Source organism: Brachybacterium sp. GCM10030252 (genome assembly GCF_042666535.1).
Classification (GTDB): domain Bacteria; phylum Actinomycetota; class Actinomycetes; order Actinomycetales; family Dermabacteraceae; genus Brachybacterium.
Window position 1 is genome coordinate 95631 of record NZ_JBHTDM010000034.1, and the last position, 17423, is coordinate 113053.

12 protein-coding genes and 6 tRNA genes are annotated in these 17423 nt (G+C 70.8%); 8 read left to right on the top strand and 10 right to left on the bottom strand.

Translation table 11 applies throughout. The features are described 5' to 3' along the window. Positions 1 to 371: 371 nt before the first annotated feature. The 4 genes from ACFQRJ_RS15390 to ACFQRJ_RS15405 all read right to left on the bottom strand — a co-directional run bounded on the left by ACFQRJ_RS15390 (position 372) and on the right by ACFQRJ_RS15405 (position 777). Positions 372 to 446 (bottom strand) — tRNA-Val (locus tag ACFQRJ_RS15390). Between the two features lie 23 nt (positions 447 to 469). Beyond that, positions 470 to 543, bottom strand: a tRNA-Cys gene (locus ACFQRJ_RS15395). 63 nt (positions 544 to 606) lie between these two features. After that, positions 607 to 679: transfer RNA gene (locus ACFQRJ_RS15400), tRNA-Gly, on the bottom strand. Positions 680 to 705: 26 nt separating this feature from the next. After that, positions 706 to 777, bottom strand: a tRNA-Val gene (locus ACFQRJ_RS15405). Positions 778 to 1160: 383 nt separating this feature from the next. On the opposite strand from ACFQRJ_RS15405, the gene ACFQRJ_RS15410 reads away from it, so the two are divergent. The 6 genes from ACFQRJ_RS15410 (at position 1161) to ACFQRJ_RS15435 (ending at position 9169) form a co-directional block, all read left to right on the top strand. Further along, positions 1161 to 1236: transfer RNA gene (locus ACFQRJ_RS15410), tRNA-Gly, on the top strand. Positions 1237 to 1261: 25 nt separating this feature from the next. Further along, positions 1262 to 1336, top strand: a tRNA-Val gene (locus ACFQRJ_RS15415). 195 nt (positions 1337 to 1531) lie between these two features. After that, positions 1532 to 3697, top strand: coding sequence for a glycogen debranching protein GlgX (gene glgX / locus ACFQRJ_RS15420; RefSeq protein ID WP_377020098.1), 2166 nt, complete (start codon positions 1532 to 1534; stop codon positions 3695 to 3697). Between the two features lie 52 nt (positions 3698 to 3749). Next, positions 3750 to 6332: a malto-oligosyltrehalose synthase gene (gene treY / locus ACFQRJ_RS15425; protein ID WP_377020099.1), complete on the top strand. Its 2583-nt coding sequence runs from the start codon at positions 3750 to 3752 to the stop codon at positions 6330 to 6332. Further along, complete coding sequence (gene treZ / locus ACFQRJ_RS15430) at positions 6329 to 8119, top strand: malto-oligosyltrehalose trehalohydrolase (protein WP_377020100.1); 1791 nt, start codon at positions 6329 to 6331, stop codon at positions 8117 to 8119. Before treY ends, treZ begins: the two co-directional genes overlap by 4 nt. Positions 8120 to 8188: 69 nt before the next feature. Continuing rightward, on the top strand, positions 8189 to 9169 hold the full coding sequence (locus tag ACFQRJ_RS15435) for a C-terminal binding protein (protein WP_377020101.1): 981 nt from the start codon (positions 8189 to 8191) through the stop codon (positions 9167 to 9169). Between the two features lie 24 nt (positions 9170 to 9193). Here ACFQRJ_RS15435 and ACFQRJ_RS15440 read toward each other — a convergent pair whose 3' ends face one another. From ACFQRJ_RS15440 to ACFQRJ_RS15450, 3 genes are all read right to left on the bottom strand, one after another. Then, positions 9194 to 10603, bottom strand: a complete 1410-nt coding sequence (locus tag ACFQRJ_RS15440; protein ID WP_377020102.1) for a GntP family permease — start codon at positions 10601 to 10603, stop codon at positions 9194 to 9196. Between the two features lie 254 nt (positions 10604 to 10857). Continuing rightward, complete coding sequence (locus ACFQRJ_RS15445) at positions 10858 to 11598, bottom strand: SDR family oxidoreductase (RefSeq protein WP_377020103.1); 741 nt, start codon at positions 11596 to 11598, stop codon at positions 10858 to 10860. A 97-nt stretch (positions 11599 to 11695) separates the two neighbouring features. Continuing rightward, the gene (locus ACFQRJ_RS15450) at positions 11696 to 12484 is read right to left on the bottom strand and encodes an SDR family NAD(P)-dependent oxidoreductase (RefSeq protein ID WP_377020104.1); all 789 of its coding nucleotides are present in this window, start codon (positions 12482 to 12484) and stop codon (positions 11696 to 11698) included. A gap of 92 nt (positions 12485 to 12576) precedes the next feature. Between ACFQRJ_RS15450 and ACFQRJ_RS15455 the strand changes: the two genes are divergently transcribed. Continuing rightward, a complete protein-coding gene (locus ACFQRJ_RS15455; protein WP_377020105.1) occupies positions 12577 to 13449 on the top strand; it encodes an NAD(P)-dependent oxidoreductase in 873 nt (290 codons plus the stop codon). 6 nt (positions 13450 to 13455) lie between these two features. Here the strand turns inward: ACFQRJ_RS15455 and ACFQRJ_RS15460 are convergent, their stop codons facing one another. The 3 genes from ACFQRJ_RS15460 to ACFQRJ_RS15470 are packed head-to-tail and all read right to left on the bottom strand — an operon-like array spanning position 13456 to position 16577. Then, a complete protein-coding gene (locus ACFQRJ_RS15460) occupies positions 13456 to 14151 on the bottom strand; it encodes a GntR family transcriptional regulator (protein ID WP_377020106.1) in 696 nt (231 codons plus the stop codon). Beyond that, positions 14148 to 15296 carry a cell division protein ZapE gene (zapE, locus tag ACFQRJ_RS15465; RefSeq protein ID WP_377020107.1) on the bottom strand — a complete coding sequence of 383 codons (1149 nt, stop codon included), beginning with the start codon at positions 15294 to 15296 and terminating at the stop codon, positions 14148 to 14150. The genes ACFQRJ_RS15460 and zapE overlap by 4 nt, the downstream gene beginning before the upstream one ends. A 54-nt stretch (positions 15297 to 15350) precedes the next feature. Next, on the bottom strand, positions 15351 to 16577 hold the full coding sequence (locus ACFQRJ_RS15470) for an alpha/beta hydrolase family protein (protein WP_377020108.1): 1227 nt from the start codon (positions 16575 to 16577) through the stop codon (positions 15351 to 15353). 254 nt (positions 16578 to 16831) lie between these two features. On the opposite strand from ACFQRJ_RS15470, the gene msrB reads away from it, so the two are divergent. Next, positions 16832 to 17284: a peptide-methionine (R)-S-oxide reductase MsrB gene (gene msrB / locus ACFQRJ_RS15475; protein WP_377020109.1), complete on the top strand. Its 453-nt coding sequence runs from the start codon at positions 16832 to 16834 to the stop codon at positions 17282 to 17284. The last annotated feature ends 139 nt before the right edge of the window (positions 17285 to 17423 follow it).

Genomic DNA, 17423 nt, shown 5'->3' on the forward strand with positions numbered 1-17423 from the left:
GCGCGTGTGGAACGCCCGTGATGAAGGACGGGTTCCCTGACCCCCGGGCCCGAGTTCTTCGAGCCCCCGGCCGCTCGTCCCTGGCCTCACCCTGTCGACACCGCGCGAACTGACCTCAGGCGGGCCGGAAAAGGTCAGTTCACGCGGTATCGAGCGCTCTATCGAAGCGGGCCGGCGGGACGGGCCCGGGTAGGCGAGCCAGCGGGGGGCCCATCGAGGCGGGCCGGCGGGAAGGGCTCGGGTAGGCGGGCCGGCGCGACGCGCGGGCGGCATGTTGTGTGGCGGGGACGCTGGGCGGCACGAGGTCGCCCATCACGCTCCGCACAGCGAACAGCCCCGCCGCCCGATGAGGACGACGGGGCCGTTCGTGGTGGTGGGCGATACTGGGTTCGAACCAGTGACCTCTTCCGTGTCAGGGAAGCGCGCTACCGCTGCGCCAATCGCCCCTACCGGCGCCCGGGAGCGCCGATGGAGGTGGGTACGGGATTCGAACCCGTGTACACGGCTTTGCAGGCCGTTGCCTCGCCTCTCGGCCAACCCACCGGGAAATGCTCCTGCATCATACGAAACGGCGCTCCCGACTCGCGTCGGGCGCGCCGCTCCCGGAGCGGACAACCGGACTCGAACCGGCGACCCTCACCTTGGCAAGGTGATGCTCTACCAACTGAGCTATGTCCGCAATGCAACGATCCGGAGATCGCGCCGTGGGCGATACTGGGTTCGAACCAGTGACCTCTTCCGTGTGAAGGAAGCGCGCTACCACTGCGCCAATCGCCCGAAGGTGCTGGCCACCCTCTCGAGTGGACTCGCAGAAGCTTACACGAACCTCGCGGGCCGAATCGCCCTGCGGCGATGTGAGCTATGTCGTCCTGAGGGCGGCCCGGCGGCACTCTCGCCGAACTGCGCCGCCCCGGCCACCTCGACCACTCCACCGTTCAGCGGCTCCGACACTCCCTCCCGCACAGTCCCGCATACTCCCGCACGGGCCCGCACGCTCCGGCGCCGGCCGGCAGCCGGTACAGCCGATTCGCGACCACCCCTGCAGCCGATTCGCGACCACACCCCGCCTCGCACCGTGACGTCCGGCACTGCAGGCCATCAGCATTTGCGCCAGAAGGCGGGACCCGCATATCGTGTTCCCTCGTCGGCTCAGCCGATGTGCGGACATAGCTCAGTTGGTAGAGCATCACCTTGCCAAGGTGAGGGTCGCCGGTTCGAGTCCGGTTGTCCGCTCCACTCCTCCTCGCGCCTCCGGGCGTATGGGCGATTGGCGCAGCGGTAGCGCGCTTCCCTGACACGGAAGAGGTCACTGGTTCGAACCCAGTATCGCCCACCACCGAAGTACCTGTGCAGCCTCGGCCCGTCGGCCGGGGCTGTCGTCGTTCCAATGGTCGATGGCCTCCTCTGCGACCTGCCCCGTCGCACCCGGAGGCCGGCCCGGCCGGCTGCCGCCCCGGCCACTCGGTAGGCGGAGAGCCTGACAGGCGGAGAACCCGAACCGGATATCGCGCGGCACGGTTACCCTGAAGCCATGCAGATCTGGACCGGTCAGTCATACCCGCTGGGCGCCACCTTCGACGGCTCCGGCACCAACTTCGCCCTCTTCTCGGAGGTCGCCGAGCGCGTCGAGCTGTGCCTGATCGACGAGGACGGCGGGGAGACCGCGGTCGAGATCACCGAGGTCGATGCCTTCGTGTGGCATGTCTACCTGCCGTCGGTCCAGCCGGGACAGCGCTACGGATACCGCGTCCACGGCCCGTTCGATCCCGAAGCCGGTCACCGCTGCGACCCGTCGAAGCTCCTGCTGGACCCGTACGCGAAGGCCATCACGGGCATGGCGAGCAACCACCCCTCGCTGTACAGCTACCAGTTCGACGATCCGGATCAGCGCAACACCGAGGACTCGGCCGAGCACACGATGCACTCCGTGGTCGTCTCCCCCTTCTTCGACTGGGGCAACGACCATCCCCCGGCGCACGACTACCACGAGACCGTGATCTACGAGGCCCACGTCAGGGGCCTGACCATGCAGCATCCGGATCTCGATGACAGCATCCGCGGAACCTACGTGGCCATGGGCCACCCGGCGATCATCGAACACCTCACCGAGCTCGGCGTGACCGCCGTCGAGCTGATGCCGGTCCACCAGTACGTCCAGGACGGCCATCTCCTGGAGAAGGATCTGCGCAACTACTGGGGCTACAACACGATCGGCTTCTTCGCGCCGCACAACGAGTACGCCTACGCGGACGCTCCCGGGCAGCAGGTCCAGGAGTTCAAGCAGATGGTCAAGAACCTGCACGAGGCGGACATCGAGGTGATCCTCGACGTGGTCTACAACCACACCGCCGAGGGCAACCACATGGGCCCCACCCTGTGCTTCCGGGGCATCGACAACGCCGCGTACTACCGCCTCGTCGAGGACGACAAGGCTCACTACTACGACACCACCGGCACCGGGAACTCGCTGCTGATGCGTACCCCGCACGTACTGCAGCTGATCATGGACTCGCTGCGGTACTGGGTCACCGACATGCACGTGGACGGCTTCCGCTTCGACCTGGCCTCCACCCTCGCGCGCGAGCTGCACGAGGTGGACCGGCTCTCGGCGTTCTTCGACATCATCCAGCAGGATCCGATCATCTCCCAGGTCAAGCTCATCGCCGAGCCGTGGGACCTCGGCGAGGGCGGCTACCAGGTGGGCGGCTTCCCTCCGCTGTGGTCGGAGTGGAACGGCCGCTACCGCGACACGGTGCGCGACTTCCACCGCTCCGAGCCCGGCGTGATCGGGGACTTCACCTCCCGCCTCGCCGGCAGCTCGGATCTCTACCAGCACTCAGGCCGTACCCCCATCGCCTCGATCAACTTCGTCACCGCGCACGACGGGTTCACCCTCCGCGATCTGGTGTCCTACAACGAACGCCACAACGAGGCCAACGGCGAGGACAACAACGACGGCGAGAGCCACAACCGCTCCTGGAACTCGGGTGCCGAGGGCGAGACCGAGGACGAGGACGTCCTGGCGCTGCGGCTTCGACGCGCCAAGAATCTGATGGCCACGCTGCTGGTCAGCCAGGGCGTGCCGATGATCCTCCACGGCGACGAGATGGGCCGCAGCCAGGGCGGCAACAACAACACCTACTGCCAGGACAACGAGATCTCGTGGATGGACTGGGATCTGGACTCCGATCAGCGCGAGATGCTCTGGTTCACCCAGCAGATGATCGCTCTGCGCCGTGAGCATCCGATCTTCCGCCGGCGCCGCTTCCTGCAGGGCGACGTGCGCGACGACGCCGAATCGTCCCTGCCGGACGTCGAATGGATCGGTACCGACGGCGCCCAGATGTCCTCCGAGGACTGGGATGCCGCCGAGAACAAGTGCCTGACCATGTTCCTCAACGGCTCTGCCATTCCCGAGCCGAACTCGCGCGGTGAGCGCATCGTCGGGGACTCGGCACTGGTCATGTTCAACGCCTCCGGCAACGCCGTCGACTTCACGCTGCCACCCGAGGATCACGGAGAGCGCTGGACGGTCGTCCTGGGGACCGGCGGCGCCCTGGACCTCGGCGCTCAGGTCTCGGCCGGGGAGACCCTGTCGCGGGCGGGACATTCGCTGCTGATCCTCATGCGCCCGCCGATGGATCTCGACGGGGAGAGCTCACCGGCCGAGGATTTCGACCAGCCCGTCCGCGCCTGATCCGGGAGCCTCCGCGCCGGAGGCTCCGCCCCCATAAGGAGAGCAGCCCGCCGTGACCAGCGACCTCGCCCCTCCGCCCCCGGACAGCGCCCGCGCGGCGGCTGTCCCGACCTCGACCTATCGGCTCCAGCTGCACGAGGGGTTCACGGCCGACGACGCCGCTGCCCTGGTGCCCTATCTGGCCCGGCTCGGCGTCGGGCACGTCTTCTGCTCCCCCGTCCTCCAGGCCGCGCCGGGCTCCACCCACGGGTACGACGTCGTCGACCACTCGCGGATCAGCGCGGAGATCGGCGGCGAGGACGCGCTGCGTCGCCTCGCCGACGCCGCCCATGCGCACGGGATGGGCATGATCGTCGACGTGGTGCCCAACCACATGGCGATCCCCACCCCGATCTGGCACAACCGTGCGCTGTGGTCAGTGCTCCGCGACGGCCCGCGCTCGCCGTTCGCCGACTGGTTCGACCTCGATCCGTCGGCCGAGCGATCCATCCTGGTACCCGTGCTGGGCCGCCCGATCGGCGCCGTCCTGGCCGACGACGAGATCACCGTGGGCGAGAAGGAGATCCCACAGGCCGACGGCACGGCCAGCACCGAGACCGTGGTGCGCTACTACGACCATGTCCTGCCCGTCGCCGAGGGCACCGAGCACCTGGGGCTGGCCGATCTGCTGGAACGCCAGTGGTACCGCCTGGCCTACTGGAAGGTCGCGGACGACGAGCTGAACTACCGTCGCTTCTTCGATGTCGACACCCTCGCGGCGGTCCGCGTGGAGCTGCCGCACGTGTTCGAGGCGACGCACGCCACGCTGCTGCGGCTGCAGGCCGAGGGGATCATCGACGGGTACCGGATCGACCATCCCGACGGCCTCACCGACCCTCGCGGCTATCTGCGCGACCTCGAGGACGCCACCGGCGGGGCGTGGACCGTGGTGGAGAAGATCCTCGAGGGCGAGGAGCGCCTGCCCGGCGATTTCCCCTGTGCCGGCACCACCGGCTATGACGCCCTGTGGAGGGTCGGGGGCCTCTTCCACGATCCGCACGGCGCTCTGGGACTGACCCACCTCTGGCAGCGCCGCACCGGTGACCTGCGGCCGTTCTCCGAGATCGCCCGGGAGTCCACCGAGCACATCATCTCCACCAGTCTCTGGGCCGAGATCGAACGTCTGACCTCCCTGATCTACGCCATCTGCCAGGAGGACATCCGGCTGCGGGACACCACCCGGCGCAACATCCAGAAGACGGTCATGGCCCTGCTGTCGGCCATGGACCGGTACCGGGCCTACATCGTCCCCGGCGAACCCGCCCCCGGTTCCGAGCGCGCCGTGATCGAGCAGGCGGCGGAGAGAGCTCAGCGCGAGCTCGGCGACGACGAGGACCTGGTGACGACCCTGGAGACCGTCGTGGCCCTGGTGTGCGGGGACGAGGTCGGCAGTGCGGGCCGCACCGAGAGCCCGGCGCGCGCCGAAGTGATCGTCCGCTTCGCCCAGACCTGCGGCCCCGTGCACGCCAAGGCGTTCGAGGACACGGCCTTCTACCGCTACACCCGCTTCCTGGCGGTCAATGAGGTGGGCTCGGATCCGGAGCACATCGGCGTCGAGCCCGACGATCTCCACGATCACGCCCAGACGATGGTCCTCACCTGGCCCGACACCATGACCACCCTGTCCACGCACGACACCAAGCGCAGCGAGGACGTGCGCGCCCGCCTGGCCGTGCTCACCGAGCAGCCGCTGGAGTGGGCGCTGGTGGTCCAGGACCTCGACCGGGTCACCGCCGAGGTGCGCGGGGATCGGGTCGACGGCGCCATCGAGCTGCTGCTGTGGCAGACCCTCGCCGCCTGCTGGGACCTGCCCGGCTCGGACGCCCCCCGGATCACCGCCGAGCGGCTCGAGGAGTACCTGGTCAAGGCGATGCGCGAGGCCAAGACCCACACCACCTGGACCGACCAGGACACGGAGTACGAGCAGCAGGTGCTGGACCTGGGCCGGGCGGCGCTGGCGCACGACGAGGTCGACCGCATCCTGACGGACTGGACCCGGCGCACGCTGGCGGTCCAGCGCACCGCGATCCTGGGCCAGAAGCTGATCCAGCTGACGATGCCCGGGGTGCCCGACGTGTACCAGGGCAACGAGACCGTCGACCTCTCACTCGTGGACCCCGACAACCGCCGACCCGCCGACCATGCCGGACACGCCGAAAGGCTGGCGCGGATGATTGACGGCGCGGGACCCGACGGGATCGGGGACGAGAAGCTGTGGCTCACCCACCGCGCGCTCGTCCTGCGCCGGGAGCGACCGGAGCTGTTCCAGGGGCGTGAGGCCACCTACCGGCCGCTGCCCACCACCACCGCCCACGCCGTCGCCTTCGGCCGGGCCCGCGGAGAGGGACCCGTCGAGGTCGTCACCGTCGTCACCCGTCTCGCCCACGGCCTCGCCCAGCGGGGCGGATGGGGCGATGCCTGGATAGCCCTGCCCGACGGCCGCTGGCGCGACACCCTCGGCGGCGCGGAGTTCGACGGCGGGCGGCTCGCCCTGGACGAGCTCCTGGCCGACGCGCCGATCGCCCTGCTGGTCCGGTGCGGCGCCGCGGAATCCGCCCCGTCCCACCCGTCCCCTCCTGCCCAGGAGTCGCGATGAACGACCCCGTCCCTGCTCCGGTGGCCCCGCGCGCCTACGACCGCTACCAGCTGTGGGCGCCCTCGGCCGATGCCGTCACCGTCCGGATCGACGGGAACGAGCACGCGATGCGTCCGGCCGGGGACGGCTGGTTCACCCTCGACGACGTCCCCGCCGTCCCCGGAGCCCGCTACGCCTTCCGTCTCGATGACGACGAGCGCTGGCTGCCCGATCCCCGGTCGCTCTGCCAGCCCGACGGCGTCCACAGCGACAGTGAGGTGGTCGACCCCCGGCTGCTGGGTGGATCCGTCGGCTGGGCGGGCCGCAGCCTGCGCGGCCGCGTGCTCTACGAGCTACACGTGGGGACCTTCACGGCGGGGCCCGAGGGGCACGGAGGCACATTCGACTCCGCGATCGAGCGGCTCGACGATCTCGTCGACCTCGGCGTGGACGCCGTCGAGCTGATGCCGGTGGCCACCTTCCCCGGGGATCGTGGTTGGGGGTACGACGGCGTCGGGCTGTACGCGGTCCACGCCGCCTACGGCGGCCCCGCCGGCCTGGCGCGGTTCCTCGACGCCGCCCATGAGCGCGGTCTCGCGGTGATCCTGGACGTGGTGCACAACCATCTCGGACCCGCCGGCAACTATCTGGGGCAGTTCGGCCCCTACTTCACCGACCAGCACGAGACCCCGTGGGGCCAGGCGATCAACCTCGACCAGCCCGGCTCCCGCCACGTCCGCGACTTCCTGCTGGGCAGCGCACGACAGTGGCTCGTCGACCTGGGCCTGGACGGCCTGCGACTCGATGCCGTGCATGAGCTCCGCGACGACTCCGAACGCCACTTCCTGGCCGAGCTGGCCGACGCCGTCGCCGTCTGGGAGAGCGAGACCGGTCGCGAGCTGACCCTGATCGCGGAGTCGGACCGCAACGATCCGACCACCGTCACGCCCACCGCGGCCGGTGGCCTCGGCATGGACATGCAGTGGGCCGACGACGTCCACCACGGCGTGCACGCGTGGATCTCCGGCGAGCGCCAGGGCTACTACGGCGACTTCGGATCCGCCGACGTGCTGGCGAAGGTCCTCGCCCGCGTGTTCCGGCACACCGGCACGTACTCGAGCTTCCGCGGGACGGTGTGGGGTCATCCCGTCGATCCCGGCTCGCCGTCCTACGACGCCCATTCCTTCGTGACCTTCCTGCAGGACCACGATCAGATCGGCAACCGCGCCGCCGGCGACCGGATCCATCACTCGCTGACCGCCGGTGAGCACGCCGCCGCGATCGCCCTGATCCTGCTGGGTCCGGGCACCCCGATGCTGTTCCAGGGCGAGGAGTGGGCGGCCTCGACCCCGTTCACCTACTTCACCGACCATGACGACGAGCTCGGCCCGCTGGTCAGTCAGGGGCGCGCGGAGGAGTTCGCCGCCATGGGCTGGGACGCCGAGGTGCCCGATCCCCAGGATCGCTCCACCTTCGAGGCCGCGATGCTGCGCTGGGACGAGCGCGCCGGAGGCGTGCACGCCCGGATGCTCCAGTGGTACCGGACCCTGATCGCGCTGCGTCGCCGGCACCCCGACCTCACCGATCCCGACCTGCGCCGCACCGACGTCGACGTCCTCGGCGAGGAGACGGTGCTGCTGCGCCGCGGAGACCTGGGCGTGCTCGCCCGTCGCGGGACCGGCCCGCTGACCGCCGGACCGCGCGCTAAGGAGGTCCTCGCCGCGTTCGGCGAGGTCACGCGCGACGGCGACGGCAGGATCTCCCTGGCCGGCCCCGGCGCCGTGGTGCTCCGCAGCGGCGCGGCCTGATCGACATCCCCGAGCACCCGAGCACCCGAGGACCCGAGCACCCGAGCACCCGAGACGAGGAGGACCTGCATGAAGATCGTCATCACCGATCTGGACCAGGAGCGCACGACCGAGGAGCAGACGGTCGCCGACGCCGCCGGCGCCGAGCTGGTGCGGGCTCAGGCCGGCACCGAGGACGAGGTGATCGCCGCGGCCCAGGGCGCCGACGCCCTGCTGGTGCAGTACGCCCCCATCACCCGACGGGTGCTCGAGGCCCTGCCGACGGTCCGGGCCGTCGGCAGGTACGGCGTCGGCGTGGACACCGTCGACCTCGCGGCGGCGACCGCGCTCGGAGTCGCCGTGTCCAACGTGCCGGACTACGGCACCGAGGACGTCTCCGATCATGCCGTCGCGCTGGCGGTGTCCCTGGCCCGAGGCGTCGTGCAGCTGGACCGGAACCTCCGCGAGGGCACGTACTCGCTGGCCCCCGTCAAACCGCTGCACCGCATCGCCGGCCGCAGCTTCGGCGTCATCGGCCTCGGGCGCATCGGCGCGGCCACCGCCCGCAAGGCGCGCGCCCTGGGCTTCTCCGTCCACGGCTGCGACCCGATGCGCGAGCCGGGCACGACCACCGAGGACGGCATCGCGGTGATGGAGCAGGAGACGGTGCTGTCCGGTTCGGACGTGATCAGTGTGCACGTGCCGCTGACCGAGCACACCCATCATCTGGTCGACGCCGCCGCCATCGCCCGGATGCAGGCCGGCACGCTGCTGGTCAACACCAGCCGTGGCGGCGTGGTCGACACCATGGCCGTGGTCGATGCGCTGCGCTCCGGCCATCTGCGCGGGGCGGGGCTGGACGTGTTCGAAACCGAGCCGCTGCCGGCGGACAGTCCGCTGCGCGAGTGCCCGACCGCGGTGCTCACCCCGCACGCCTCCTGGTACAGCGAGGAGTCCGAGACCGAGCTGAAGCGCCGTGTGATCGAGAACGTCGTCGACGTCCTGGGCGGCCGCCGGCCCCGGAACATCCTCAATCCCGAGGTGCTCGAGGCCACCGGCCGCCGAGGCTGACCGCCGGAGCGATCCCGCGGGCCCTCAGAACAGCTGCACGACCCCGTAGACCGCCAGCACGATCGTGAACGCCACGACGGACTCGATGGCCTGCTGGATCGTCCAGGTCTTCAGCGTGGTCTTCACGTCCATGCCGAGCAGGCGGCCGACCAGCCAGAAGCCCGAGTCGTTGACATGGCCGGCGAAGACGGAGCCGGCGGCCGTCGCCATGACGATGCAGGCGAGCTCCACGGTGCCCGCCCCGGAGGCGAGGACGGCCGGTGCGATCAGCGCCGCAGCGGTGGTCAGGGCGACCGTCGCGGACCCCTGTGCCAGTCGCATCGCGACCGCGATCAGGTAGGCGGCGAAGATGACTGGGATGCCTGCCGCCGCGAGGGTGTTCTCGATCGCGCCGCCGATGCCGGTGGCCGCCAGCACGCCGCCGAACATCCCGCCGGCTCCGGTGATCAGGACGACCGAGCAGATCGGGCCGAGCGCCCTGTCCACCGTGGTCTCGATGGCGGTGCCCGAGCGGCCACGGCGGAAGCCGAACAGCACGATCGTGGTCAGGGCGGTGATGAGCAGCGCGATCGGGGTCTCCCCGACCATGCGCAGGGCATGCACCCATCCTGCCTCGCCCTCGATGAGGCCGGCGCCGGCCAGCGTGTTCAGGCCGGTGTTGAACAGGATGAGGACCAGGGGCAGGACCAGGACGAGGACGACCTGCCACGGCGCCGGCGGGTTCTCGACCTGCTCGGCCTCGTCGGCCGTGCCGAAGAGGTCCCGCACCGGCAGGTTGTACTTGCGGGCGACGTGCTTGCCCCAGAGGTGACCGGAGACGTACCAGGTCGGGAAGGCCAGCAGCAGCCCGAGGATCATGACGACGCCGATCTCCGCATCGACGTACCCGGAGGCGGCCACCGGACCGGGGTGCGGGGGCACGTAGACGTGCATGACCGACAGGGCCGCGGCCACGGGGAAACCGAAGGCCAGGACATTGCCCGTCAGGCGTCGGGCGACGGCGTACACGATCGGGATCATGAGCACGAACGCGGCGTCCATGAAGATCGGGAAGCCGATGAACAGCGAGGTCACCCCGAGCGCGAACGGGGCGTGCCTCTCGCCGAACAGCCGGATCATGGCCTCGGCGAGGGCGCGCGCACCTCCTGAGGTCTCCACCAGGGCGCCGAGCATCGCGCCGATCGCGACCAGCAGCGCGACCTCGCCGAGCGTCTCGCTGAAGCTGCTCACCAGCGTGGGCACCACGTTCTGGGCAGGTACGCCCGCCACCAGCGCGGTCAGCAGGGAGACCACGATGAGGGCGAGGAAGGCGTGCAGCTTGAACCGGATGACGAGGAACAGCAGCAGTCCCACCGCGACCACGGCCAGCGCCATCAGCCCGCCGTCGCCGAGCCAGCTGGTCCAGTCGGTCTCCTGGACCGGTGTCGGATCCATCGTCGGATCCCTCCTTGTCGAATGTCGGGCGTTCTCGGATGTCGGGGCCGCGGCACGGCCCGGCGACGGATGTGCGGCGATCACCGTAATGGATCATCGGACCCTCGGCGTACACAGACTCCGCGTCGAGCCCCGGGCCCTCGGCGCACCGAGCCGCGGACGCTCGGCGAGCACGGGCACCGCGCCGCGCGGCGGGTCGTTGGGTCGGTCACGCTGCGGCGCCGCAGACCGATCCCGCCGCGGGGCCGGAAGGATCAGCGGCCGAGATACCCGCCGTCGACCGGGATCACCGTGCCGTGCACGTACTCTGCGCCCTCGCTGGTGAGGAAGAGGACGGTGCCGGCGATGTCGTCGGCGCGGCCCCACCGGCCGGCGGGGATCCGGCCGACGATCTCGCTGTTGCGACCCTCGTCCTCGCGCAGGGAGACGTTCAGCTCGGTGGCGATGAAACCGGGGGCGACGGCATTGACCGCCACGCCGCGCCCGGCCCACTCGTTGGCCACCGATTTCGTGAACTGCGCCACGGCGCCCTTGGAGGCCGCGTACGCCGAGGCGTTGAGCCCTCCGAAGAAGGAGAGCATCGAGGCGATGTTGATGATGCGACCGCGGCCGCGCTCGAGCATCGGGCGGCCCAGCTCCTGCGTCAGCTGCACCACGGCGTCGAGATTGACGTTCATCACCTCGGAGAACTCCGGCAGCGGGAACTCCTCGAAACGGTGACGCAGGTTGATCCCGGCGTTGTTGACCAGGATGTCGACGTCATGCTCGGCGAGCACCTGGCGCACCGCCTCGGCGCGGGCGTCGGGATCGGTGAGATCGACGCCGACGCAGTGGTGGCCGGGCCCGACCGGCTCGGTGCCGCGCTGGAGACCGATCACCTCGGCGCCGGCGGCGAGCAGCCGCTCGGTGATGGCGCGGCCGATGCCGCGGGTGGATCCGGTGACGACGGCGGTCGCCCCGTTCAGGTCGACGCTGAGGGTGCCAGGTGCGCTCATGCCCGTCCTTCTCTGTTTTCTCTGTCTTCGCTGACGTCTCTGTCTTCGCTGTCGTCGCTGTCTTCTTTGCCCCGTCTCCGACTCCGTGGCTCCGGCCTCAATGGATGTGCGAGCCGCCGTTGACGTCGAGGGTGACGCCGGTCAGGTAGCCGCCGTCGCGGCCCAGCAGATAGTGGACGGCCCCGGCGACATCGTCGACCGTCCCGACGCGGCCGACGGGCAGCTCCTGGAGCAGCACCTGCTTGCGCTCGTCGGTGAGCCGGCCACCCATGATGTCGGTGTCGATGGAGCCGGGAGCGACCGAATTCGCGGTGATGCCGTACTCCCCGAGCTCGCGAGCCCACGTCTTGGCCATCCCCAGCAGCGCGGCCTTGGAACCGGAGTATGCGGCGCGGCCGTACACGCCACCGCCGCGCTCGGCCGAGGCGCTGGAGACGTTCACGATGCGCCCCAGGCTGTGCCGCCGGAAGATCGCCACGGCCTCGCGGGTCACGAAGAAGGTGCCGTGGACGTTGACGTCGAAGACTCGCCGCCATTCCTCGGTGCTCACCTCGGTGAATGGGGTGGGCGAGGAGATGCCGGCGTTGTTGACCACGCCGACCAGTTGCGGCAGCTCGGCATCGATCCGGGCGACGGCGTCGGCGACCGCCTGCTCGTCGGAGATGTCGACACCGAGACCCAGCGCGGGGACCCCATAGCGCTCCGTGAGCTCCCCGGCGAGCTCCTCGCACGCCCCGCCGTCGAGGTCGACGACGGCGACGGCCCACCCCTCTCGCGCAAGACGGTGCGCGGTGGCCCGGCCGATGCCGCGCGGTGAGGCGGCGCCCGTGACCAGTGCGGCGGGCAGATCAGGGAACGGTGAGGCGGGATAGGCCGGAAGCGCCATGGGATGCTCCTGAAGGATCGGGGACGGCGGACTGCCGAATAAAATATGATCTGGAGTCTATGCCCCGGCCCAGCACCTGTGAAGGAGCCACCATGGACCATCCCCGGACCGCAGTCCTCGGCCTGGGGCCGATGGGCCATCCCATCGCCGCCACCCTGGTCGCCGCCGCCCCGGACTCCGTGGTGGTGTGGAACCGCACGCCCGCCCGGGCTGACGACCTCGTCGCCGCCGGCGCACGACGCGCCGAGACCCTCGCGCACGCCGCGGCCCCCGTGATCCTCTCGGTGCTGCCCGACGTGGCCCAGCTGCGGGAGCGCCTGGACGCGGAGACCCGGGCAGCATGGGGCGCGGCCGGTGCGCGCTTGGTGATCATGTCGACCACCGGCCCCGACACCGTGAGGTCTCTCGCCGACGAGCTGGCAGCCGACGGGATCTCCGTGGTCGATGCCCCGATGTCCGGCGGGATCGCCGGGGCGGACGCCGGCACCCTGTCGATCATGATCGGCGGGGCGGAGGCGGACGTCACCGCAGTGCGGCCCGTCCTGGAGATCATCGGCGGCGCCGTGGAGCACCTGGGCCCGCTCGGCAGCGGGGCGGTGGCGAAGCTGTGCAATCAGATCGTCGTCGGCGGGACCCTCGCCGCCCTCGGAGAGGCGCTCGCCCTGGCCCGGCGCTCCGGCCTCGATGCCGAGCAGGTGGTGGAGCTGCTCGGCAGCGGCCTGGCCCGCAGTGAGGTGCTCAGTCAGAAGAAGCAGAAGCTGCTGTCCCGCGAGTACTCGTCAGGTGGCTCGACCATCAACCAGGTCAAGGATCTGCGGTATGCGACCGCGGCGGCGGACCGTGCGGCGCTGCCGGCGCGACTCCTGCCCGTACTGCTCGAGCAGTTCACCGAGGCGGTCGAGCAGGGGCACGGCGACGAGGACCACGCGGCGATACAGGAGCTCTATCTGGATCCCGAGAGCTGAGCCGCCTCATGGCGAGCCGGCACTGCCCAGTGACCGGTCGGTGACTCCGCGGACGTGGGCGCTCATCGCCGCCCGCGCGGCGTCCTCGTCGCCGCGCTGCACCGCCTCGAGCACCTCGCGATGCTCGGCGAGCGAGACCTCGGCGTCGTCGACACCGGCGTCGCCGAAACGGCGGAACCGCAGCGTGTGCACGGGGATCGCCTCGAGCGCGGCCGCGAGATACGGGTTGCGCGCGGCGCCCGCGATCTCCGCGTGGAAGGCGCTGGAATGCTGCAGGTACCCCTCGTACTCGCTGAAGCGGACCCCGACACCGGCGGACCGGGTGCGCTCGAGGGTCGCGGCCAGGTCCTCGCGCTGGCTCGCCGTGGCGCGCGCGGCGGCGAGCGCTGCGAGCTCCGGCTCCAGCAGCAGCCGCGCCTCCCCCATCCAGCGCACCTGATCGTCATCGGGCGGCATGGTGACCACGAAGCCACGCATGGGCAGATAGTCGACGAGCTTCTCACCGGTCAGCAGGTTCAGCGCCTCCCGCACCGGTGTCGCGCTCATGCCCAGTTCGTGGGAGAGCACGCCGATTCGCAGCGGGGTGCCCGGAGCGAGCGTGCCGTCCATGATCCGCGCGGCGAGGGCCCGACGGGCCTGCTCCGAGCGGGATCCGCGAGCTGCGGAGGCCGTGGCGGAAGCTCGCTCGGCCGGGCCGTTCACGCAGTGCGCTCCGCGGTCCGGGGACCCGATGTCCCGGCGGCGAGGGCATTGCCGTCGTGCGTGAGCGAGGCGAGCCGCGACAGCGCCCGGAGGTACTTCTTGCGGTATCCGCTGCGCAGCAGGTCGGGCGCGAACAGCTCGGTGATCACGGTGGGCTCCGCGGGGCGGTCCCCGGTGGTCGCCGGCGAGGACGGCCCGTTCCCTGCCGCGTCCGTCTCCCGGGCCGTGTCCGTGCGTGGCGGCAAGGCGGCGGCCGAGACCAGGGTGGGCACCTCACGGTCGTAGAGCCGGTCGACGAGGACGACGAAGCGCAGCGCGTCGTGGTGGTGGGAGAGCTCATGCATCCCGGTCAGATGGACGGCCGCGACGCCGTCGAGCATGGCCCCGTACCGGGAGGGATGCAGCCGCGTGAGGTGGCGCAGCAGGTCGTCGAAGGAATCCAAGGTGGCGTCGGCCAGGCCCGCGGCATGGTCGCGCACCTGGTCCTCGGGCAGTGCGACGACCTCGGTCACACCGTCGCGGTGGCGGTAGTCCTCGCCGTCGATGCGGATCACTTCGAAGCGCTCGGCCATCGCCTGGATCTCGCGCAGGAAGTCCTGCGCCGCGAACCGACCCTCACCGAGTGCGTCGGGCAGCGTGTTGGAGGTCGCCGCCACCGCGACTCCCCGGTCGGACAGCTCACGGATGAGCCGGGTCATCAACAGCGTGTCACCCGGGTCGTCGAGCTCGAACTCGTCGATGCACACCAGCACCGACTGCCCCAGCAGGTCCACGGCCTTCTGGAAGCCGAGCGCGCCCACCAGGTCGGTGTACTCGACGAACGTCCCGTAGACGCGCTCGCCCTCGACGGCGTGGAAGAGGGAGGTCAGCAGGTGGGTCTTGCCCACGCCGAAACCACCGTCGAGATACAGCCCGCGCGCGGGCTCCGGGCGGCGCCGCAGCCGCGCCAGGAAACCGCCCCGCGGCCTGCCCAGCTGGGCGGCGAACTCGGAGATGCTGTGCTTGGCCTGCTCCTGCGAGGGAAACGCGGGATCAGGCACATAGTTCTCCAGCCGCGCCCCGGAGAACCTCGGCGGCGGGACCAGATCCGCGAGCAGACGCTCGAGGGTAGGTTCCGGCCGGCGGTCGCAGAGCGCATCAGTCACGTCGGCCAGTGTATGTTCCGCCACCGGACCGGACCGGACCACGAGCGCGTGAACTCACAGACGCAGTCCGATGGATTCGGCGAGCGGGGCGGCGGCGGGGTCGCGCACCGGCAGCTGCCACGAGCTGACGTCCTCATCGAGGTCGAGGACGCGCACCAGATGATCAGCCAGCAGCCACTCGAACCGGGCAGGATCCCGGTTCCATTCGCGCGTGTGCGAGGCGCCCTCGAAGGGCACGAACTCCACCAGGTCGCCACGCAGCGCCGCCAGTCTCCGACTGGGACCGGGAGGGACGGTCGAGTCATCCAGCGCGTGGAACAGGAGAGTGGGATGGGTGAGGTGGGCGGCGTAGAACTCCGGGGTCATCTCGTGCAGGGCGAGCGGCTCGTGCAGCCGCACCATCCGAGCTCCGACGCGGGAGGTCATCATCCACATCGCCAGGCGCCGCATCTGCCGCGGCGCCTTCAGCGCCGTGGCGTGATAGATGAGGATGTCCCGCCAGTCCACCGCCGGCGAGTCGAGCACCACCGCAGCGATGAGATCACGATGGGCCGACCGTACCGAGGTGCGCAGGGCGATGCTCCCGCCCATCGACCAACCGACCAGGACGACGCGGCGGGCTCCCCGGGCCAGCGCGAACTCGATCGCGGCCTCGGTGTCCTCCCACTCGGCGACCCCGAGGTGGTGCATGCTGTCCGCGGACGCCGGGGCGCCGGTGTCGTTGCGGTAGGTGATCGCCAGGCTGGTCAGTCCCAGCCGGTGCAGCAGAGGGATCACCCGCAGCGCCTCGCCCCGGGTGGAGCCGTGGCCGTGGATGAGGATGGCCCACGTGTCCTCGCGGCCGGGGGCCGCTCCCTGCGCCGCATCGGGCCGCACCAGCCACGCGGGCATGTGGCCGACGGGCGAGTCGACCTCGACCTCCTCGGTCTCCAGCCCGTGCGCGGTCTGCGGGGACCCCGCCCAGAAGAAACCGTTGACGCCGGCCTTCTCGACCGTCAGCTGCTCGGCCGTGTCGGAGGCCAGCAGCGGACGGGACACCGTGGTCGGGGTGGGACGGCCGTCCACCGGGCCCAGCCGCACGTGGACCGCGCCACCGGACTGCCTCAGCGCGAGGTACCCGGCTCTCGCGGCTTCCTTGGTCGCGTCGAGATGGACACGGTCGGGATGGACCGCTCGCACAGGAAGGTCGGAGCGTTGGCGCAGGCCCTGCTGCGGCACCAGCGGCAGGCGCGCCATCACGCGGGCCCCGAGGGTCAGCAGTCCTGCGCTGAGTGTGAACATCGACGCCGCTCCCACCGCCCCCACGACGGCAGCTTCCGCCCATCTTCCCTGGTCGGAACGGGGTCGCAGGGCGCGGGTCCACGCGAGGGGACCTGTCTCGGGCCGGCACCGGAAGAACTCTCGCGTCATGCCGATCATCCTATCGGCGAGCTAGAATTGCAGCTGTGAGCGCCGTGTCCGTCCCTGGGCGAGGCGCGCGCTCGATCCATCGGCGAGAGCGACGCCCGCAGCGCCGCAGATCGGAGGGCTCCCCCATGACCACCGACCCCATCGGCACGCGTCCCTACCCGATCGCGATCAGCGAGGAGGAATGGCGCCGGCGCCTCTCCCCCGAGGAGTACCAGGTCCTGCGCCAGGGCGGCACGGAGCGTCCCGGCACCGGCGAGTACGAGGAGGTCCGGCCCGCCGGGACCTACGCCTGCAAGGCCTGCGGCGCGGAGCTGTTCACGGCGGAGACCCAGTTCGATGCCCACTGCGGGTGGCCGGCCTTCTACGCGCCGACGGACTCCGACTCGGTCGAGCTGCTCGAGGACACCTCGATGGGTATGCGCCGCATCGAGGTGCGCTGTGCGAACTGCGGTTCACACCTCGGGCACGTCTTCGAGGGCGAGGGCTTCGACACCCCCACGGACCAGCGCTACTGCATCAACTCGATCAGCCTGGTCCACAGCGACGACGCCCCCGCCGGGGACGCCTCCGCACGCTGACCGCACCGCCCCGCGGCGGCTCCCGCCGCGGGGCGGCGGCCGGCCCGGCCCCGGGCTACTCACGGGTCGGGGAACCGGCGAGGAGAGCGGGCCCTGCCGCAGGAGGTCGCGGCGCGCCTGTTCCGGGGCGGGCGCCCGC

Bases quoted from the DNA above. Each gene is read 5' to 3' on its own strand.
- glgX (WP_377020098.1), top strand. From the start codon at position 1,532: ATGCAGATCTGGACCGGTCAGTCATACCCGCTGGGCGCCACCTTCGAC.
- treZ (WP_377020100.1), top strand. From the start codon at position 6,329: ATGAACGACCCCGTCCCTGCTCCGGTGGCCCCGCGCGCCTACGACCGC.
- ACFQRJ_RS15435 (WP_377020101.1), top strand. From the start codon at position 8,189: ATGAAGATCGTCATCACCGATCTGGACCAGGAGCGCACGACCGAGGAG.
- ACFQRJ_RS15440 (WP_377020102.1), bottom strand. From the start codon at position 10,603: ATGGATCCGACACCGGTCCAGGAGACCGACTGGACCAGCTGGCTCGGC.
- ACFQRJ_RS15445 (WP_377020103.1), bottom strand. From the start codon at position 11,598: ATGAGCGCACCTGGCACCCTCAGCGTCGACCTGAACGGGGCGACCGCC.
- ACFQRJ_RS15450 (WP_377020104.1), bottom strand. From the start codon at position 12,484: ATGGCGCTTCCGGCCTATCCCGCCTCACCGTTCCCTGATCTGCCCGCC.
- ACFQRJ_RS15455 (WP_377020105.1), top strand. From the start codon at position 12,577: ATGGACCATCCCCGGACCGCAGTCCTCGGCCTGGGGCCGATGGGCCAT.
- ACFQRJ_RS15470 (WP_377020108.1), bottom strand. From the start codon at position 16,577: ATGTTCACACTCAGCGCAGGACTGCTGACCCTCGGGGCCCGCGTGATG.
- msrB (WP_377020109.1), top strand. From the start codon at position 16,832: ATGACCACCGACCCCATCGGCACGCGTCCCTACCCGATCGCGATCAGC.